Genomic DNA, 17,896 nt, shown 5'->3' on the forward strand with positions numbered 1-17,896 from the left:
GATGGTCGAGTCTTCGTGACTCATACGCATACGTCTTTACTTGTACATACAAGCATATGCAATCGAGCGGCCAACTTGCTGGACAAGCATTCAAGAAAAACCCTGAAATGGCTGGAGAGCGCCAGGAACAAGGGCTCTGGCGCGGATGATTTTTTTCGTGGGGAGTTTTTCGAGGGCATGCCCGATGTTACTGCAACATGGTTTTTCGCCACGGTGGGGCGTTCGGTAACACGTAGTGCCCAATTCAGCGCATTCCAGAAACACCCTACAACCTCATTAGATGCGTCCGACTCTACCGCTACTGATCCCCGCCGACTTCATGACCACCCCCTGAAGTCACTCCTGCGAGGAACCCGCAATGAAACAGTGGAAAGTCAGAACCCATCTCCTATTGCTTGCCGGCACCCTGCTGACCAGCTTGATGTGCATCGGCGCACTCGGGCTGTACGGGATGCGCTCCACAGTCCAGGGACTGGAGACGGTTTACCTCGACCGGGTCATCCCGCTGCAAGACTTGAAGAAAATTTCCGCGCTGTATTCCGTGCAGATCGTCGACGCCATACACAAGGCCCGGGACGGCATCTACACCGCAGCACAAGCGGCGGAGCAGATCAGCCTGGCGCTGCCTGAGATCGAACAACGCTGGCTCAACTACCAGTCGACGCACTTGATTGCCGACGAAGTGCAACTGATCGACGAAATCACCCCGCTGATGCAGGCAACCGAAGCTCCGCTGCGGCATTTGCAGGCGCTACTGAACAGCAGGGACCTCTCAATCTCAAACCCGAACCTGGAGCGCTTCGCCGCCCGACAGCTCTACCCCTTGATCGACCCGTTGACCTCACTGTTTTCGCAACTGACTGACGTTCAACTGCAAGAGGCCCGAAAACAGTACGAGTTCAGTCACGCCCGCTACGATTTCTATATGAAGCTGGAGGCTATAGTCCTGGCGCTGACGCTGCTGTTCGCCAGCCTCTACGCCGCGATATTCTGCGCCAGACTGCTGCGCTACCTCGGTGCCGAGCCTCACGAACTGGCCGCCATCAGCACGCACATCGCTCAGGGCCAGCTCTTCGATCCGCTAACCATCACCGCAACCACTACGGGGGTCATGCAGTCCGTCGAGGCGATGCGGCGCAGCCTGCGCACCATGATCGGCAAAATTCGCGAGGCCTCGCGGCACATCGAGGCCTCGACGAAAAGCCTCGGCACCTCGTCCGAGCAAGGCCTGAAACAGGCCGCCGAGCAAACCAGTGCAGCGTCTTCGATTGCCGCGGCCGCTGAACAGATGTCGGCCAACATCACCCACATCGCCGAGAGTGCCGTACAAGCGCGCGACACCACGCAAAAAGCCGAACAGATCACCGTCCAGGGCATTGCCACCATGGACCGATCCATCATCGAAATGCAGCAAATCGCGCAGTTGGTGACCCAGACATCGAGCGATCTCGATCAACTGACCCTGCATTCCAATTCCATCGGGAAAATCGTCGACGTGATCCACAGCATCGCCGAACAAACCAACCTGCTCGCACTCAATGCCGCCATCGAGGCCGCCCGGGCCGGGGACCAAGGCCGCGGGTTTGCCGTAGTTGCCGAAGAAGTACGCGAGCTGGCGATCCGCACGACCCGCTCCACCGCCGAGATCGTGAAGCTGGTGAGTACGATCCAGAGCGGCATGCGCAAAGCGAACAACAGCATGAGCGCCGGTCGTGAGCGGGTGCTTCAGGGCCAGCAACTGATCGACAGTGCTGGCGCATCGATGAATGATGTAAAAGGCGCGCTGGATCAGTCACTCGACGCGGTCAGGCAGATTTCCCACGCCTTGCAGGAGCAACGTGTAGCCAGTGAGGACGTCGCGCGCAATGTGGAAACCGTCGCCCAGCGTGTTGAGGAAAATGTCTCGGCACAACAGGACGTCGTGACAACCACTCATGCGCTCAAACGGATGTCGAGTGAGCTGGAAGACACCGTTCGAGGCTTCACCCTCGAACGGGAATAACCGGCATTACCGGTGCTGCGTCAACTCGATCACGCAGCAGGGGCCATTGACGGAAATTTCCAGCAAGCCGCGGTTAGCGTCCAGTTGCAGGCAATCATGGCGACCCAGTTGCTGGGGACCTTCACTCAGCCTGACTTCAAGTTGCTCGGTGACACTGAACACCAACACGCTGCCCGCTGAAGTAAAGAAACGCTGCTCACCCTCCAACCACTGCAGCCGCGCGCTATAACGCTGCGGCGCATAGATCAGGTTGAAGTCGCGGATCGCGCCACCCAGCAGGGTGCACGACACCTGGCTCTCGCCGCTGAAGGCAAAGGGATCCAGCGGTAACAGTGGGCGCGTGTCCTCGCCGTCGACCGTCAAGCGCATGCCCGCGCCTTGCAGCACGGTAATCACCCGCTGATAACCGGCGAAGGTAGAGAAGCCGCCCGACTCGCCGATATCGGCAATCGACAGGCGCCAGCCGAAACCGTCCAGGCCGGTGCCCGCATCGCGGGTGATTTCTTCAGTGCTACCGCCGCCATTCTTCCACGGCATGCGCGGATAGTCGGCCGCGCGCAAGACCTTCAACTGACTCATGGGTGCCTCGTGTCTTATTTATGAAACCGCCCTTCCAGGCGATGACGGGAACCGGGGTGGATCAGGCGAGCGGCAGTCACCGGCTGGCGGCCCGACCAGGTGCGCCGACGAATCAGCAGGCAGGGCTCGCCCTTTTCGATTTGCAGCAACTTGCACTCGCTGGACTCGGCCAGGATCGCCTCGACCACGTGCTCGCCCTCGGTCAGGGGCGCGACCTGGTTCAGGTAGGCGTATGGCGTTTGTTGGGTGAAGTCTTGCTTGAGGTAGTCCGGCGCCACCAGGGCGTTGACGAAGCGATCTTCGATCTGCACCGGAATATCGTTCTCGAAATGCACGATCAGCGAGTGGAAGACCTTCTGCCCTTCGCGCATGTCCAGCGCCAGCGCACGCTCGGAACCGGCAGCCTCTTCTTCCAGGGTGATCACCTTGCAGGTGTGGCGGTGGCCACGGGAGGCGATCTCATCGGCAATGTTGTGCACTTCAAACAGAGCGGACTGGCTCTTGGGTTCGGCGACAAAGGTGCCGACGCCCTGCATGCGCACCAACAAGCCGTCGGCCGTCATCTCGCGCAGGGCGCGGTTGATGGTCATGCGGCTGAAACCCAACTGGCTGACCAGCTCGCTTTCCGACGGCACACGGTAGTGCGGCGGCCAGTTTCCACTGTCGATCTGCTGGGTGATCATCTGTTTGACGCGTGCGTACAAGGGCGCCGGACTGTCGCCCAGGTTGGCACTCAGCGTCGATACTGCGGGCGGAGTCGGCACAGGAAATCCTTGTTGATGGATGAAAGTCACTAGCTTGCCGGAGTTTACCGAGCAGGCAAACGTCTGTATATGTATATACAAATAACACACGATGGGGTGCTGAACCATGTCCGCCTTCTTTGCCGAGCGCGCGCTACTGCCTAACGGATGGGCCAACAATGTACGTCTTGAGGTCGGCGCCGATGGCCTGCTGACCCACATCCAGGCCGATGCAAGCGCACAAGGCGCGGAGCAACTGAGTGGCCCGCTGCTGCCGGGCATGCCCAACCTGCACTCCCATGCGTTCCAGCGGGCGATGGCCGGGCTGGCAGAAGTAGCGGGCAATCCGAACGACAGTTTCTGGACCTGGCGCGACCTGATGTATCGCCTCGTCGGAAAAATCAGCCCTGATCAGTTGGGTGTGATTGCCCGCCAGCTGTACATCGAAATGCTCAAGTGCGGCTACACCTCGGTCGCCGAATTCCACTATGTGCACCACGATCACAATGGCCAGGCGTATGCCGACCCGGCCGAGCTGTCGCTGCAGATCAGCCAGGCCGCCAGCGCCGCCGGTATCGGCCTGACCCTGCTGCCGGTGCTGTACAGCCATTCCGGCTTTGGTGGCCAGGCGCCGAACGACGGCCAGCGCCGCTTTATCAACAGCACGCAAAACTACCTCGACCTGCAGGCTCGCTTGCAGCCGGTCGTGGCGCAACAGCCGGCACAGCGCCTGGGTTTGTGTTTCCACTCGTTGCGTGCGGTGACACCACAGCAGATCAGCGACGTGCTGGCCGCCAGCGACCAGCAGTGCCCGGTACATATCCATATCGCCGAACAGCAGAAGGAAGTCGACGACTGCCTGGCCTGGAGCGGTCGCCGGCCGCTGCAATGGCTGTATGAAAACACCGAGGTCGATCAGCGCTGGTGCCTGGTGCACGCGACCCATGCCAATCCGGAAGAAGTCAGTTTGATGGCCAGAAGCCGCGCCATCGCCGGCCTGTGCCTGACCACCGAAGCCAACCTGGGCGACGGAATTTTCCCGGCCGTGGACTTCCTCGCCCAGGGCGGGCGCATGGGTATCGGTTCCGACAGCCATGTGTCGTTGAGTGTGGTCGAGGAATTACGCTGGCTGGAATACGGCCAGCGCCTGCGCGATCAACGCCGTAACCGCCTGTATGGCGCCGAGCAACCGATGGTCGGTCGCACCCTGTACGACGCCGCGCTCGATGGCGGCGCGCAGGCGCTGGGCCAACCGATTGGCGCCCTTGAGGTTGGTAAGCGCGCCGATTGGCTGGTGCTCGATGGCAATGATCCTTACCTGGCGACCGCCAGTGGCGACGCCATTCTCAACCGCTGGCTGTTTGCTGGCGGCGACCGTCAGGTCCGCGACGTGCTGGTCAACGGCAAGTGGGTGGTGCGTCACGGCCATCATGCTGGCGAAGAAGAGAGCAACCGGGCGTTTACCCAGGTGTTGCGCGACCTGCTGGGCTGATACCCGCTCTTGCAGGAGCAAGGCCTGCCCACGATGGCGGCGACACATTCGCCATCGCGGGCAAGCCTCGTTTCTACGGTTACTTCGAGGTCTTGGCCATCCGCGTATCCGACACACGCCAGATCAGGCGAGTGGTGTCGTAGCCCTGCTGACGCGCCCTGCTCAGCAGTTCTTCACGGGTCTCGGCGTTGACCTCCGGCTTGCGTGACAGCAGCCAGAGGTAGCGGCGGTTGGGGTTGCCGACGATCGCGGTCTGATAGTCATCGCTGACGTACAGCACCCAGTAATCGCCCTTGACCACTCCCGGCAACAGGCGGGTAAACCAGTTATCGAAATTCACCCACAGCTTGTCGGTCTTGCCCGGCACCTGCGGCGTCGCCGTGCCCCGGGCTTCTTCCCAGGTCCATTCTGGCGTCAGGCAGCGGTTGAGCACGTCCATGTCACCGTCAGGCTTGAGGGCGTAATGGGCCTCGGACTGGGCGCAGTTGCGCTGGAAGTACATGGGCATGCGCGCCAACTCGTACCATTTGCCCTGGTAACGCTTGAGGTTGACGTTATTGGCCGTTTTCGGTGCCAGCGAATCATCGCCAGAGGTGGCACAGCCGGCCAAGAACAGACCGGCTAAAAGAACTAATACAAACCGCATCATTATTTTTCTCCCGTGGGCGCTTGGCCCCGGTTTACTTCAGGCCTTGCCCGGAAAACATCAACACTTTGTCACCGGCAAACTGCACGCTGATAAAGCTGTTCTTGTCGCCCCAGGTGCAGCTGGACATCCCCAATGCGCCGGAACAATCGGCCGGTTTGCCCAGCAGGGTTTCGACCTCGGCCTTGGGCATGCCCGCCGAAAGTTTCGAGTAGTTTTCCTGGTTGACCTTGCTGCATGCGGCCAACAGCACGCAAAACGACAGCAAGGCGATAGATCGCAGCGACATGGTGAAACTCCTGGAAAGAGACGCTGGCATGGCTGCCAACCAAAAGCTTAGAAGAGAAATCGCCCATCTGGTTCCCACCGCAGGCGGGTATTTCTTGAACGGTCAGATCGACGCTCAAGGCTCGAATCGGACACCTTTTTGCGGTGTACGACATTTCGTCGTTTTTTGCCAAACCCGTCTCATCTTTGCCGTCGTGGTGCAGTCAGTGCAAAAGATGATCGAAGAGCTGTCACCGACCTCATCGCGGGCAAGCCCGCTCCCACAATGATCTTCGGTGGACACAAATAGTGTGTACGACAGAGATCCCTGTGGGAGCGGGCGCCCGCTTGCGGCTTGCCCGCGATGGCGGCATCAGCAACAACAAAAAGCTAGAACCGCGACCCCGGCTCACGCAAAAACGCGAGCTCTTCGGGCGTACTCTCACGCCCCAGGATCGCATTGCGATGGGGAAAGCGGCCAAACCGCGCGATGATCTTTTGATGCCGTTCGGCGTAATCGAGGTTATCGGCAAACACCTCGCGCTGTGCCTGGGGCTGCTCGGCCAGCAAGTCGGCAAAACGCGAAATCGCCTCGTTCTGCACCGCCAGATGCTCGCAGTGCTCGAACACCAGGTAGATAAAGACGCGCTGGATCGCTGGCAACTGCCGATCGAAATCCGCGGCTATGCCTTGCGCCACAAGCTGCTGGGCACGCAGGTCACCGGAAAATGCAGCGGGGGTATCGCGATAGATCATGCGCGGCAATTGGTCGAGCAACAACACCAGGGCCAGCCAACCTTCGGGACGTTGCGTCCACTCGGTCAATCCGCCGGCCAGTGCCTGGTCCACCAGGTCCGCAAAACGCTCACGCGCCTCACGGTCCTGGCTGTCACGCTTGCCGAACCACAGACCGCCCTGTTGCGCCGCCACTTCGTTGGGGTTGTCGGCTGTACCGAACCACCATTGGAGCAACGGCAACCAGGGCGCGGTCATGGTTTATTCCTTGTGGTAAGCCGTGGCGCGTTCGACTTCTTCTTTCGAGCCGAGGAACACCGCTACGCGCTGGTGCAGGCCATCGGGCTGGATGTCGAGGATGCGCTGGTGACCGTCGGTGGACGCACCGCCAGCCTGTTCCACCAGGAACGACATCGGGTTGGCTTCGTACATCAGGCGCAGCTTGCCCGGCTTGGACGGCTCGCGGCTGTCGCGCGGGTACATGAACAGACCGCCACGGGTCAGGATGCGGTGCACGTCCGCGACCATCGCGGCAACCCAACGCATGTTGTAGTTCTTTTTCAGCGGGCCTTCTTCGCCAGCCAGCAACTCTTCCACGTAGCGTTGTACCGGAGCTTCCCAGTGACGCTGGTTGGACATGTTGATGGCGAATTCCTGGGTGGCCGCAGGAATGGTGATGTCTTCGTGGGTCAGCACGAAGCTGCCCATTTCACGGTCCAGGGTGAAGCCCTTGACGCCGTCGCCCAGGGTCAGCACCAGCATGGTCTGTGGACCATAGATGGCATAACCGGCAGCTACCTGCTGGGTGCCTGGCTGCAGGAAGGCTTTTTCATTCAGGGGTTCGTTCTGGGTCAGGTACTCGTTCGGGCAACGCAGTACCGAGAAGATCGTGCCGACCGGGGCGTTGATGTCGATGTTCGACGAACCGTCCAGTGGGTCGAATACCAGCAGGTATGCGCCTTTCGGGTACTTGCCCGGGATCTGGTAGGCATTGTCCATTTCTTCGGACGCCATGCCGGCCAGGTGACCGCCCCATTCGTTGGCTTCGAGCAGGATCTCGTTGGAGATCACGTCGAGCTTCTTCTGCACTTCGCCTTGCACGTTTTCAGTGCCCATGCTGCCCAGAACACCGCCCAGGGCGCCTTTGGAGACGGCGTGGCTGATTTCCTTGCAAGCTCGCGCCACTACTTCGATCAGGAAACGCAGATCGGCAGGAGTGTTGTTGCTACGGGTCTGCTCGATCAAATAGCGACTCAGGGTAACGCGGGACATGTAAGGCTCCGGAGAAGTGGGGGCTAAAAACCCGCGCAGTTTAACGCGAGTCGTTACGCAATTGCTCTTATCAGACGAGATTCGCCTGACAGAGTTCATGCGCCGGGTTGAGCGTAGTAGCAAAAACGTAGATTGGGATCAGGGTTTGACCGCCGGCTTGCGTAACAAACTGAAGGCCATGGCCGCCAGGAACAGCACGCTGAGCAACAGTACAGCCCACAGGCCCAGCTTCTTCCAGTCGGTCCCTTGGGCCAGAGGCGGCACTACGACCGGCGGAGTCACCAGCGTGCCCTCCTCGATCCGGGCCCGGCCGAGACTCTCCAGGCGCTTGGGGCTGATGTCCGGGATCAGGGTAGCCAACGGCAGGCTCGCGGTTTTTTCACTGCTGCTGCCCAGTGCCAGGCGGTAAGGCCCGGCACCCCGGGCGAGGAATACCAACTGGGTCGCGCGCACCGCATAACGCACGCTGGGCGCTTCGGCACCCAAACCGCCACCGCGATCATCGACGGTCAATTTCAACTGCTGCACTACCTGTCCTGGCAGCTGCAACTGGTCCTGCACCACGTCCTGGCCGTTCTGGGTCAGGCGGTAGAGCAAACCGCTGCTCACGGTCTGCCAAGGCAGGCTGGCGTCGCGACGCCCGGCCAGCGACACCGGCGCCAGGCTGTTGGCTTCGGTCAATTGCACCTGGAGGCGTTCGACACGCAGGCCCATCGGCAACTGCCAGGTGTATTCACCGGCCGGGGTACGGCTGCCGGCCACCGGCTCGGACCACACCAGGGGCTGCGCCGGGCTGCTGGTGGTCAGGCTCTGCAACAGCGCCGAGGTCAGTACCGGGGCCGCCTGCGGGGTTTGCCACAGCAGACGCAGGTAACGCGCCCGTTGGCCAGGCAGCGCGACTTCATGCTGCTCGACCCGTTCGTCGGCAAACGACAGGCGCGCCACTTGCCCTTCGCCCCAGGCCTGCCAGTTCTGTAAATCGTCACTGGCTTCGATACTGAATCGCTGGAAACCGTCCTGCTCGCTGGACCAGTCGAGGATCAATTGCTGCAACGGCGCCTTGATTGCACTGGCGTCCAGCAGCCAGCCACGGCGCACTTCCTCACCGGCCTCCAGCTGGCTGGACGGTTGCACCTGCACCAGGGTGCCGGCGGCATTGGACAACACACGCACGTTCGGCACCGCCGAGCCGGCATCGGCCGAGTCGTACAACGGGAACCACTTGACCTCATGCAGTTGCAGGCTCTCACCACTGGGCGCTTGCTCGCGCGTCAGCGAATAGGCCTGCACTTCACCGGCGGCATTGAACACTCGCACATCCGCCAGATCGCTCTGATGGGCGTGCAGTTGCACGGCCAGGGGCAAATCGAGGCGGTACCAGGGGCCTTCGCCGCTGAGGGTCAGCGGCACGTGAGTGGCGAAGTTCGCCGCGGTTTGCGCGGCCTGCGCCGACAGCACCATGCAGCATCCAAGCACAGCCAGCCAGCGCGGGCTCAACATCATGTTCAAGACGACACTCCTTCAGATTCATTGGCCGCTTCATGCGGCTCAGGCGCAGCTTCGATTCGTTTGGGCGGCAGCGGCGCAAAGTAGCCGACCACCAGCAGCAATACGCCAACGCCAATGAACGACACGATGCGTGCCAGCCCACCGCGGTTGCTCAACTCGACAAACACCAGTTTGGCCACCACCAGCGCGATCAGCGCCGCGCCCACCAGCCAGACTTCCCGACGTTTGCGCAGGTGCCCGCCGATCATCAGGCCGAGGGCGATCAGGGTCCAGACCAGCGACAGGCTGGCCTGCACCAGCATCGACCCGAGCAATGCATCCAGCTCATATGGCACGCCACCCCAATGGTGGGCGCTGCGCATCACCACGGCGGTGAAGAACGCGAACAGCGACACCCCAACCACAACTTCGCTGGCGAGCCCGGCGTGCTCGAAGCGGATGGCCAATTGGCCCTGGGCACTGTGCGACCACACATAGACGCCGAACAAGGCGAACAGCAGGCCGATATCCAGTGGGTTCAGTAGCGGCACGTAGGGCAACGGCTCGGCGTTGCCGGAGCTGACCGTGTTGGCCAACCAGAACCAGCCCAGCATCAGCACCGCCAAGGGCAGCGCGGCATACAGCCGGTACTCGCGGGCATAGGCCGACACCGGCCACGGCCAGGCACGTGGCGCGGCCATCAGCACCAGGTACAGGCTCGGCAGAATCGCCCAGCCCAACCAACGCCAGGCATTGTACTGCTCGGACAGCACCAGCAGGCCGTAGCGTAACTCCAGCGCCAACACCCCGATCAACAGCCAGCAACCCAGCACATGAGCCACGCTCGCCACCGGTTGCACGAGCATCGGCGCCAGACGCCGCAACGAAACGAAATGCACGGCGAACACCGCCGCCCACGCCAGCCAGCCGAAATTCGCCGCCGGGTGATAACGCCCATGGGACGCCGCCCACAACAACAGACTGGCCGCCGGGATCAACAGCGTGCACAGGATGCCCAGGGCCGACCAGTTCAGGCGCAAGGCCAGCCAAGTCCACAGCGCCACACTCAACGCTGCGCAGCCCAGCAACAGCGCGCCAGACAACTGCACCGGCGCAAAACGCAACACCTCGGTCAGCAGGGCCAATGCCCACCAGGCCGCGCCCCACGCCAACAGCAACTCGGACAAGCGCCGCAGGCTCAAGGCATCAAACGCACTGGCATGGTTGCCCACCTGCAAGCGCCAGGCCCCGACCATCGCCGCCAGCCCCAGCACCATGGGCGTCCAGAACCCGCCATGGGCCAGCGGCCGCAAGCCTTGGTGATCCAGAGGCCCGAGCAAGTCCGGGCCGGCGATCAGGAACGCCGCGCCGCCGATCACCTGCAACACCAGGCCAAAGACAAAACTCAGGCGCTGCTGCAAGTACAGGCTCAACCAGATGATCAACACCCCACTGGCGGCCCACACCGCACTCGCGGTTTGCCAGGGCAGGACAAACAACACCGCCAGGTTGATCAGCGCCAGGCCCGCCAATAACACCAGTGACAAGCCGCGCAGCAAGCGCAGATCGCTGCGCACCATGCTGTCGCGGGCGGCGAACAGCATCCCGCCGATCAATGCCAGGCCAATCAACGATGCGGCCAGCAAACCGCTCCAGCCGGTGTTGAACACCGCCGTCGAATCGCCGCTGGCACCCTGCAGCCGTAGCAGGAACAGCACGCCACCGAGCAGTTGCACGGCAAACGCGGTGAACAGGAAAGTGCGTGATTGCAGGCGCAGGCCGACGAACAAGGTCGCCAATCCCGCCAGGGCCCAACTGATGGCCGTGCCCTGGGTGAAGAAGAACAGCGGTGCCAACAGATAAAGGAACGTCAGGCCGGCGCAGGCCAATACCGGCAGGCCTTGGCGCTCCCAGGCATGGCTGTGCCCGGGCGCGGCGGTGCGCAACTGATAGAAGGTGAACAACAACGCCAGGCCGAGCATCAAGGCGCCCAGCGGTGCCCCCTCGATCAGGCTGCTGACGCCGACATCCAGCTCGCTGAGGAATGCCAGCGCCGAGCCCAACTGCAGCAGCAAGGCAAAGGCCCGTGCCAGCGGCCGCTGCTGGCGCAAGCCGAGCCAATAGATACCCGCGCCCTCGACGGCCCAAGCGGCGGCCGTCCAACGTGCATCCAGACCCAGGGGAATGGCCAGGCTGGCAAAGATCACCCCCAGCGCCAGGCACGTCTCACCCAGCAACAGCGCGCGCCCGCCACTGAGTACGCGGGCCAGGCCCATGTAGATAAAACCCAGCAGCAGCGCACTGAAGGCCGCTGCGAACTCCAGGTGATGCACCAGCGCGAACTGCAAGCCAAAGCCCACCAGCGGCGGGCCGAACAGCAGCGTGCCGTCGACGTAGTCGCCCTTGCGCGCCGACCAGTGCAGCAGTGCTTCGCGGTCGCCGTCCAGCGGGGCGTCGCTGATCTCCAGCAACTTGCGCCGGGCGAACAGCAGGCCGATGGCCAGGTACATCAGGAAGAACAGCATCAGGAACGGCTCGGTGCTCCACAGCAGTTCCGGGGTATAGGAGCGCAAGCCCCAGGCCAGGCCGATGCCGAAGGTGCCGACGAAGCCAATCAGGTTCAGCAGGCGCCAGGCCTTGAACCAGGCGATGCCGAGGATGCCGGCGTTGAGCAGGGCGAAGTAACTGAACAGCGCGACATGGTTGCCGGCACCGGTGGAGGTCAGGATGGGTGCGGCGAATCCGCCCAATGCCGCGGCGCAGGCCAGGGCCAGGGAGTCCTGGGTGATCGCCAGGATCGCCGAAAACACCGTCACCGCCACCAGCAGGCCGAGGGCCGCCGTCGGATTGAGCAAAGGGTGCAAGCGCATGGCGGCGAACACGGTCAGGTACAACACGGCAATCCCGGTGCCCTGGAGGATCAACGCGTACTGGGTGTTGCGCAGCCGCAGCCACCACCCCAGCCCCAGCAAGGCCAGGGCCGCCGCTGCAACGCCGGCATAGCGCAACTCGATCGGCACCACCATGCCCTCGGTGGCGTAGCGCAGCAGAAACGCCAGGCCGAAGAACAGCAGCACCACACCCACTCGCAGCACCGTGTTGCCGCCAAACAGCCAGTCACGCGCACCGGCGATGGCGCGGTCGAACAAGTTGGGCGCGCGAGGCGCCGGGGGCTGGGGAGCGGCGAATGGCTCAGGCTGGGGCGTCCACAGGTCGACCGGTGCAGACTCGACACTGGCTTGGGCCATGTTGATTTCAGGCGGTAGCTCCCAGACCAGCTCGGACGCGGCAGGCGTTGGCTCGAGTTGAGGCGCTGGCGCCGGGACAGTCTCAGCATGGGAGAGCGGCTCGGCAGCAACGCCGCCGCCCTCCAGCGAGGCCAGGCGCTGCTCGACCGCACCCAAGGCCACCTGGGCCAGCTTCAATTCACGCCCCTGCTGCAAAGCTTGCGCATTCAAGCGTTGCAGCACAAACGCCTGGCCAGCACCCAGCCCGATCAGCGCACCGATCAAGGCGTCGCTGAACGACTCATCGAGCAGCCAGCCGAGCACCAGCCCAATCAGCATGAACATCCATTGCATGGTCGATATCCCTTCGCGTAGGAGCTGCCGCAGGCTGCGATTGGCCCGCTACACCAGTATATCGATCCCTCCCACCCGAACTACGAGACTTTTCTTAAAGGCCTCCCCTACTCCAGCGCCTTCCAGATATCCGTGGCGTACTCGCGGATGGTCCGATCCGAGGAAAACCAGCCCATCCGCGAACTGTTGAGCACCGCTGAACGCCACCACTCCTTGGAGTCGTGCCAAAGGGTCTCGACGCGCATCTGCGCGGCCCAGTAGGAGTCGAAGTCGGCACAGACCAGGAAGCGGTCGTACTCGATCAAGGAGTCGATCAGGCCGGTGTAGCGCGCCGGATCATCCGGCGAGAACACCCCGCTGCGAATTGCCTGCAACACGTCATTGAGCCGGTGCGAGGCGGCAATGTCCGGGGCGGCGTGGAACTCGTGGTTCTGCTTGCGCGCCTCGACCTGCTGGGCACTCAGGCCAAAGATGAACATGTGCTCGGCACCGATGCGCTCGCACATTTCCACGTTGGCCCCGTCCAGGGTGCCGATGGTCAGGGCGCCATTGAGGCCGAACTTCATGTTGCTGGTGCCGGACGCCTCGAAGCCGGCGGTGGAGATCTGCTCCGACAGGTCGGCCGCCGGAATGATGCTTTCGGCCAGGCTGACGTTGTAGTTGGGCAGGAACACCACTTTCAGCAGGCCGCGCACGGTCGGGTCGTTGTTCACTGTGCGGGCGATGTCGTTGGTCAACTTGATGATCAGCTTGGCCTGGTGATAACTGGCCGCCGCCTTGCCGGCGAAGATCTTCACCCGCGGCACCCAGTCGGTCTCAGGCTCGGCGCGAATCGCCTGGTACAGCGCCACCGTGTGCAACAGGTTGAGCAACTGGCGCTTGTACTCGTGGATCCGCTTGACCTGCACGTCGAACAGCGCCGCCGGGTTGACCGCAATCCCCAGGCGCTCGTGAATCAAATAGGCCAGGGCTTTCTTGCTGTGCAGCCGCTGCTCGGCGAACTGCTTGCGGAACGCCGCTTTCTCGGCAAACGGCTCCAGGCCCTGCAACAGTTGCTCGGGGTTATCCAGCAGCTCCGGCCCCAGGGCATCGACCATCATCGAGGTCAGTTCCGGGTTGGCCTGGTACAGCCAGCGGCGGAAGGTGATGCCGTTGGTCTTGTTGTTGATCCGCTCGGGGTAGAGCTTGTGCAGCTCGGAAAATACCGTGCTGCGCATCAGTTGCGTGTGCAGGCCGGACACGCCGTTGACGCTATGGGAGCCGAGGAACGCCAGGTTGCCCATGCGCACCCGGCGGCCGTTGTCTTCCTCGATCAGCGACACCGCGCGCAGCACGTCGAAGTCGTGGATGCCCTTGGCCCGCAATGAGTCGATGTGCTGGGCGTTGATCAGGTAGATGATCTGCATGTGCCGCGGCAGCATCCGCTCCATCAGCCCTACCGGCCAGGTTTCCAGCGCTTCGGGCAACAGCGTGTGGTTGGTGTAGGACAGGGTATCGACCGTGACCTGCCAGGCCGCATCCCACTCCACGTCGTAGATGTCGACCAGTTGGCGCATCAGCTCGGCCACGGCAATCGAGGGGTGCGTATCGTTGAGCTGGATCGCCGCATGATCGCCCAGGGTCAGCACCGAGCTGTGCATGTTGCGATGGCGCCGGAGCAGGTCCTGCAGGGACGCGGCGACAAAGAAGTACTCCTGGCGCAGGCGCAGTTCTTGCCCCGCTTCGGTGCTGTCGGCCGGGTAAAGCACCCGGGAGATGCTTTCGGCCCGGGCCACTTCGGCCACCGCGCCCAAGTGGTCACCGGCGTTGAAGCGCTCCAGGTGCAGGTCCTCCATGGCCCGTGCCCGCCACAGGCGCAAGGTGTTGACGCTGGCTCCGCGCCAACCGACCACGGGAGTGTCGTACGCCACCGCGCGCACCGTTTCCGAAGGCGTCCAGACTTGCTTGCTCTTGCCGCCGGCATCGATGACGGTCTCGACACTGCCGCCAAAACCGATCGGGTAGATCACCTCCGGCCGCTCGAACTCCCAGGGGTTGCCGAAATCCAGCCAGTGCTCGGTCTGCTCCTGCTGCCAGCCATCGACAATCGCCTGGCGGAACAGGCCGTGCTCATAACGAATGCCGTAGCCATGCCCGGCGATGCCCAGGGTCGACATGCTTTCCATGAAACACGCGGCCAGGCGGCCGAGACCACCGTTGCCCAAAGCGGCGTCCGGCTCCAGCAGGCGGATCCGCTCCAGGTCGACCCCCAGCTCGGTCAAGGCCTCGCGGGCTACGTCGAGCAGGCCCAGGTTGCTCAGGCTGTCGTAGAGCAGGCGGCCGATGAGGAATTCCAGCGACAGGTAGTACACCCGCTTCTGGCCTTTGCGGTAAATCTGCCGCGTATGGTCCATCCAGTGCTCGACCATGTGATCGCGCGCTGCCAGCGCAATGGCCTCGAACCAGTCGTGGTCGAAGGCGTGATCCGGATCCTTGCCGACGGCATAGGTGAGTTTGGTCAGGACGGCTTCGCGAAATGCGGCCACCTCAGCTTCGCGAACAAGTGGTTCTTGAGTCATCGATAGGGCCTCGGGCGAGCATGGAATTGACTGAGCCTAGACGGTCTGACAAACGGTGCAGTCGCTGGTTCGGGTGTTTTGCACAATCACCTGAATTGAGCGGTTCAGAAACAAAAGGATGCAGGGGGCGTGCCGGATCCTTGAAAAAGTTGTTCAAAAAACCACCAATCCCGTATCATCCCGCGCCCGGATACAACGCTCCCCCTTGGAACCCTGATGAAGCCTCAACTGATCGCCGCCGCGGAACTCGACCGCCTCGAGACCTGGCAGAAATACTCCAGCCATATGTGCGGCGGCTGCGTGTCCAGCTGCTGCACGCTGCCAGTGGAGGTCAAGATCAAGGATCTGATCCGCATCGGCATCGTCGATGAGTTCGAACGCGGCGACCCGCCGAAGAACATCGCCAAGCGCCTGCAAAAGGAAGGGATCGTCGAGCGTTACAACCAGAAATCGGAAATCTTCACGCTCCAGCGCATGAGCAACAACGATTGCCTGTATCTGGATCGTAAGAGCCGTTTCTGCACTATTTATGACAAGCGCCCGGATACCTGCCGCAATCACCCCAAGATCGGCCCACGACCAGGCTACTGCGCCTACAAGCCCAAGGAAGTGGTGCGCGATACCCAACGGCGGACGCTGGACAAGTTCTGATCTGGATTTTGTATGGCTCCAAAGGCCCTCATCGCGGGCAAGCCCGGCTCCCACACGGACCGAGTTGCCTGGCTGAACGCGGTAAATTGTGGGAGCTGGCTTGCCAGCGATAAGGCCCACACAGTCATCACATAATCCCAGACAAAAAAAAACGCCCCCGACCTTGCGGTCGGGGGCGTTTTTTTGCCCGCTAACTAAGTGACTTAGTTATTGGACTTCTTGGCAGCGCGGGTACGCTCGCTTTCGCCCAGGATCTTCTTACGAAGACGGATGGACTTAGGAGTGACTTCACACAGCTCGTCTTCTTGTACGAATTCCAGAGCTTGCTCCAGAGTGAAACGTACAGGCGGAACCAGAGCGATGGTTTCGTCTTTACCCGAAGCACGCATGTTGTCGAGCTTCTTGCCTTTAGTCGGGTTAACACCCAGGTCGTTGTCGCGGCTGTTCAAGCCAACGATTTGACCTTCATAGATGTCCTGGCCGTGTTCGATGAACAGCTTGCCACGCGACTGCAGGGTTTCCAGCGAGTAGGTCAGCGCCTTACCGGTAGCAACCGATACCAGCACGCCGTTCTGACGGCCGGACATGTCGCCGGACTTCATCACGTCGTAACGGTCGAAGATCGAGGTCAGGATGCCTGCACCGGAGGTCAGGGTCAGGAACTCGTTACGGAAACCGATCAGGCCACGGGCCGGGATGTTGTACTCAAGGCGCACACGGCCCTTGCCATCCGGAACCATGTTGGTCAGGTCGCCCTTACGGATACCGATCTGCTCCATGATCGAACCTTGCGATTCTTCCGGCAGGTCGATGGTCACGTTTTCGTACGGTTCGTGCTTGACGCCGTCAACCATGCGGATGATCACTTCCGGACGACCAACACCCATTTCGAAGCCTTCGCGACGCATGGTTTCGATCAGTACCGAGAGGTGCAGCTCACCACGGCCGGATACTTTGAACTTGTCAGCCGAGTCGCCTTCTTCAACGCGCAGAGCAACGTTGTACAGCAGCTCTTTGTCCAGACGTTCCTTGATGTTACGGCTGGTCACGAACTTGCCTTCTTTACCGCAGAAAGGCGAGTCGTTTACCTGGAAGGTCATGGAAACGGTTGGTTCGTCAACGGTCAGCGGAGTCATTGCTTCGACGTTCAGTGGGTCGCACAGAGTGTCGGAGATGAACAGCTGGTCGAAGCCGCTGATGCAGACGATGTCGCCGGCAGCTGCTTCTTCAACGTCGATGCGGTGCAGGCCGTGGTGACCCATCAGCTTGAGGATACGACCGTTACGCTTCTTGCCGTCGGCATCGATAGCCACGACCGGAGTGTTCGGCTTGACGCGACCACGAGCGATACGGCCAACGCCGATAACACCCAGGAAGCTGTTGTAGTCCAGAGCGGAGATCTGCATCTGGAACGGACCGTCACGGTCGACTTTCGGCGCAGGTACGTTGTCGACGATCGACTGGTACAGCGGGGTCATGTCTTCAGCCATGTCGGTGTGGTCCAGACCTGCAATGCCGTTCAGGGCAGAGGCGTAAACCACTTTGAAGTCCAGCTGTTCTTCGGTAGCACCCAGGTTGTCGAACAGGTCGAAGATCTGGTCCAGAACCCAGTCCGGACGTGCGCCTGGACGGTCAACCTTGTTGATTACCACGATTGGACGCAGGCCGGCTTCGAAAGCCTTCTTGGTCACGAAACGGGTTTGCGGCATAGGGCCGTCTTGAGCGTCAACCAGCAGCAGAACGGAGTCAACCATCGACATTACACGTTCAACTTCGCCGCCGAAGTCGGCGTGGCCCGGGGTGTCCACGATGTTGATGTGGTAGCCGTTCCAGTTGATGGCGGTGTTTTTCGCCAGAATGGTAATACCGCGCTCTTTCTCCT

At 61.8% G+C, this 17,896-nt stretch carries 14 protein-coding genes; 4 read left to right on the top strand and 10 right to left on the bottom strand.

Features of this window, described 5'->3' with window-relative positions; genetic code table 11:
• Window positions 1-358 precede the first annotated feature (358 nt).
• Window positions 359-2,002, top strand: coding sequence for a methyl-accepting chemotaxis protein (locus ACIOVD_RS16280; RefSeq protein ID WP_401129063.1), 1,644 nt, complete (start codon window positions 359-361; stop codon window positions 2,000-2,002).
• A gap of 6 nt (window positions 2,003-2,008) precedes the next feature.
• Here the strand turns inward: ACIOVD_RS16280 and ACIOVD_RS16285 are convergent, their stop codons facing one another.
• Window positions 2,009-2,581: a HutD family protein gene (locus tag ACIOVD_RS16285; RefSeq protein WP_320333449.1), complete on the bottom strand. Its 573-nt coding sequence runs from the start codon at window positions 2,579-2,581 to the stop codon at window positions 2,009-2,011.
• 14 nt (window positions 2,582-2,595) lie between these two features.
• Window positions 2,596-3,264, bottom strand: a complete 669-nt coding sequence (hutC, locus tag ACIOVD_RS16290; RefSeq protein ID WP_232534619.1) for a histidine utilization repressor — start codon at window positions 3,262-3,264, stop codon at window positions 2,596-2,598.
• Window positions 3,265-3,451: 187 nt separating this feature from the next.
• Between hutC and ACIOVD_RS16295 the strand changes: the two genes are divergently transcribed.
• A complete protein-coding gene (locus tag ACIOVD_RS16295; protein WP_401129065.1) occupies window positions 3,452-4,816 on the top strand; it encodes a formimidoylglutamate deiminase in 1,365 nt (454 codons plus the stop codon).
• Window positions 4,817-4,895: 79 nt separating this feature from the next.
• Here ACIOVD_RS16295 and ACIOVD_RS16300 read toward each other — a convergent pair whose 3' ends face one another.
• Together ACIOVD_RS16300 and ACIOVD_RS16305 are read right to left on the bottom strand one after the other, a co-directional pair.
• Window positions 4,896-5,465: a lipocalin family protein gene (locus ACIOVD_RS16300; protein WP_095167329.1), complete on the bottom strand. Its 570-nt coding sequence runs from the start codon at window positions 5,463-5,465 to the stop codon at window positions 4,896-4,898.
• A gap of 31 nt (window positions 5,466-5,496) precedes the next feature.
• On the bottom strand, window positions 5,497-5,751 hold the full coding sequence (locus ACIOVD_RS16305; protein ID WP_095167330.1) for a hypothetical protein: 255 nt from the start codon (window positions 5,749-5,751) through the stop codon (window positions 5,497-5,499).
• Between the two features lie 28 nt (window positions 5,752-5,779).
• Here ACIOVD_RS16305 and ACIOVD_RS16310 point away from each other — a divergent pair, with 28 nt between their 5' ends.
• On the top strand, window positions 5,780-6,019 hold the full coding sequence (locus tag ACIOVD_RS16310) for a hypothetical protein (RefSeq protein ID WP_401129068.1): 240 nt from the start codon (window positions 5,780-5,782) through the stop codon (window positions 6,017-6,019).
• A gap of 100 nt (window positions 6,020-6,119) precedes the next feature.
• Here ACIOVD_RS16310 and ACIOVD_RS16315 read toward each other — a convergent pair whose 3' ends face one another.
• The 5 genes from ACIOVD_RS16315 to ACIOVD_RS16335 form a co-directional block, all read right to left on the bottom strand.
• A complete protein-coding gene (locus ACIOVD_RS16315; protein ID WP_401129070.1) occupies window positions 6,120-6,722 on the bottom strand; it encodes a DUF924 family protein in 603 nt (200 codons plus the stop codon).
• Between the two features lie 3 nt (window positions 6,723-6,725).
• On the bottom strand, window positions 6,726-7,736 hold the full coding sequence (locus ACIOVD_RS16320; RefSeq protein ID WP_095167333.1) for a class 1 fructose-bisphosphatase: 1,011 nt from the start codon (window positions 7,734-7,736) through the stop codon (window positions 6,726-6,728).
• A 138-nt stretch (window positions 7,737-7,874) separates the two neighbouring features.
• Window positions 7,875-9,245 carry a DUF3999 domain-containing protein gene (locus ACIOVD_RS16325; protein WP_401129072.1) on the bottom strand — a complete coding sequence of 457 codons (1,371 nt, stop codon included), beginning with the start codon at window positions 9,243-9,245 and terminating at the stop codon, window positions 7,875-7,877.
• On the bottom strand, window positions 9,242-12,805 hold the full coding sequence (locus ACIOVD_RS16330) for a DUF2339 domain-containing protein (protein WP_401129074.1): 3,564 nt from the start codon (window positions 12,803-12,805) through the stop codon (window positions 9,242-9,244). The genes ACIOVD_RS16325 and ACIOVD_RS16330 overlap by 4 nt, the downstream gene beginning before the upstream one ends.
• Before the next feature lie 107 nt (window positions 12,806-12,912).
• Complete coding sequence (locus ACIOVD_RS16335; protein WP_095167336.1) at window positions 12,913-15,363, bottom strand: glycogen/starch/alpha-glucan phosphorylase; 2,451 nt, start codon at window positions 15,361-15,363, stop codon at window positions 12,913-12,915.
• 216 nt (window positions 15,364-15,579) lie between these two features.
• Between ACIOVD_RS16335 and ACIOVD_RS16340 the strand changes: the two genes are divergently transcribed.
• Window positions 15,580-16,014 carry a YkgJ family cysteine cluster protein gene (locus ACIOVD_RS16340; protein WP_095167337.1) on the top strand — a complete coding sequence of 145 codons (435 nt, stop codon included), beginning with the start codon at window positions 15,580-15,582 and terminating at the stop codon, window positions 16,012-16,014.
• 203 nt (window positions 16,015-16,217) lie between these two features.
• Here ACIOVD_RS16340 and typA read toward each other — a convergent pair.
• Window positions 16,218-17,896, bottom strand: a 1,679-nt coding sequence (typA, locus tag ACIOVD_RS16345; RefSeq protein WP_401129077.1) for a translational GTPase TypA, incomplete at its 5' end; no start/stop codon positions are given.

The organism is Pseudomonas sp. NPDC087626 (genome assembly GCF_044743405.1).
GTDB lineage: Bacteria > Pseudomonadota > Gammaproteobacteria > Pseudomonadales > Pseudomonadaceae > Aquipseudomonas.

Excerpts from the sequence above, each read along its gene's own strand:
- ACIOVD_RS16280 (WP_401129063.1), top strand. The coding sequence starts at position 359 with ATGAAACAGTGGAAAGTCAGAACCCATCTCCTATTGCTTGCCGGCACC.
- ACIOVD_RS16285 (WP_320333449.1), bottom strand. The coding sequence starts at position 2,581 with ATGAGTCAGTTGAAGGTCTTGCGCGCGGCCGACTATCCGCGCATGCCG.
- hutC (WP_232534619.1), bottom strand. The coding sequence starts at position 3,264 with ATGATCACCCAGCAGATCGACAGTGGAAACTGGCCGCCGCACTACCGT.
- ACIOVD_RS16295 (WP_401129065.1), top strand. The coding sequence starts at position 3,452 with ATGTCCGCCTTCTTTGCCGAGCGCGCGCTACTGCCTAACGGATGGGCC.
- ACIOVD_RS16300 (WP_095167329.1), bottom strand. The coding sequence starts at position 5,465 with ATGATGCGGTTTGTATTAGTTCTTTTAGCCGGTCTGTTCTTGGCCGGC.
- ACIOVD_RS16305 (WP_095167330.1), bottom strand. The coding sequence starts at position 5,751 with ATGTCGCTGCGATCTATCGCCTTGCTGTCGTTTTGCGTGCTGTTGGCC.
- ACIOVD_RS16310 (WP_401129068.1), top strand. The coding sequence starts at position 5,780 with ATGGCTGCCAACCAAAAGCTTAGAAGAGAAATCGCCCATCTGGTTCCC.
- ACIOVD_RS16315 (WP_401129070.1), bottom strand. The coding sequence starts at position 6,722 with ATGACCGCGCCCTGGTTGCCGTTGCTCCAATGGTGGTTCGGTACAGCC.
- ACIOVD_RS16320 (WP_095167333.1), bottom strand. The coding sequence starts at position 7,736 with ATGTCCCGCGTTACCCTGAGTCGCTATTTGATCGAGCAGACCCGTAGC.
- ACIOVD_RS16330 (WP_401129074.1), bottom strand. The coding sequence starts at position 12,805 with ATGCAATGGATGTTCATGCTGATTGGGCTGGTGCTCGGCTGGCTGCTC.
- ACIOVD_RS16335 (WP_095167336.1), bottom strand. The coding sequence starts at position 15,363 with ATGACTCAAGAACCACTTGTTCGCGAAGCTGAGGTGGCCGCATTTCGC.
- ACIOVD_RS16340 (WP_095167337.1), top strand. The coding sequence starts at position 15,580 with ATGAAGCCTCAACTGATCGCCGCCGCGGAACTCGACCGCCTCGAGACC.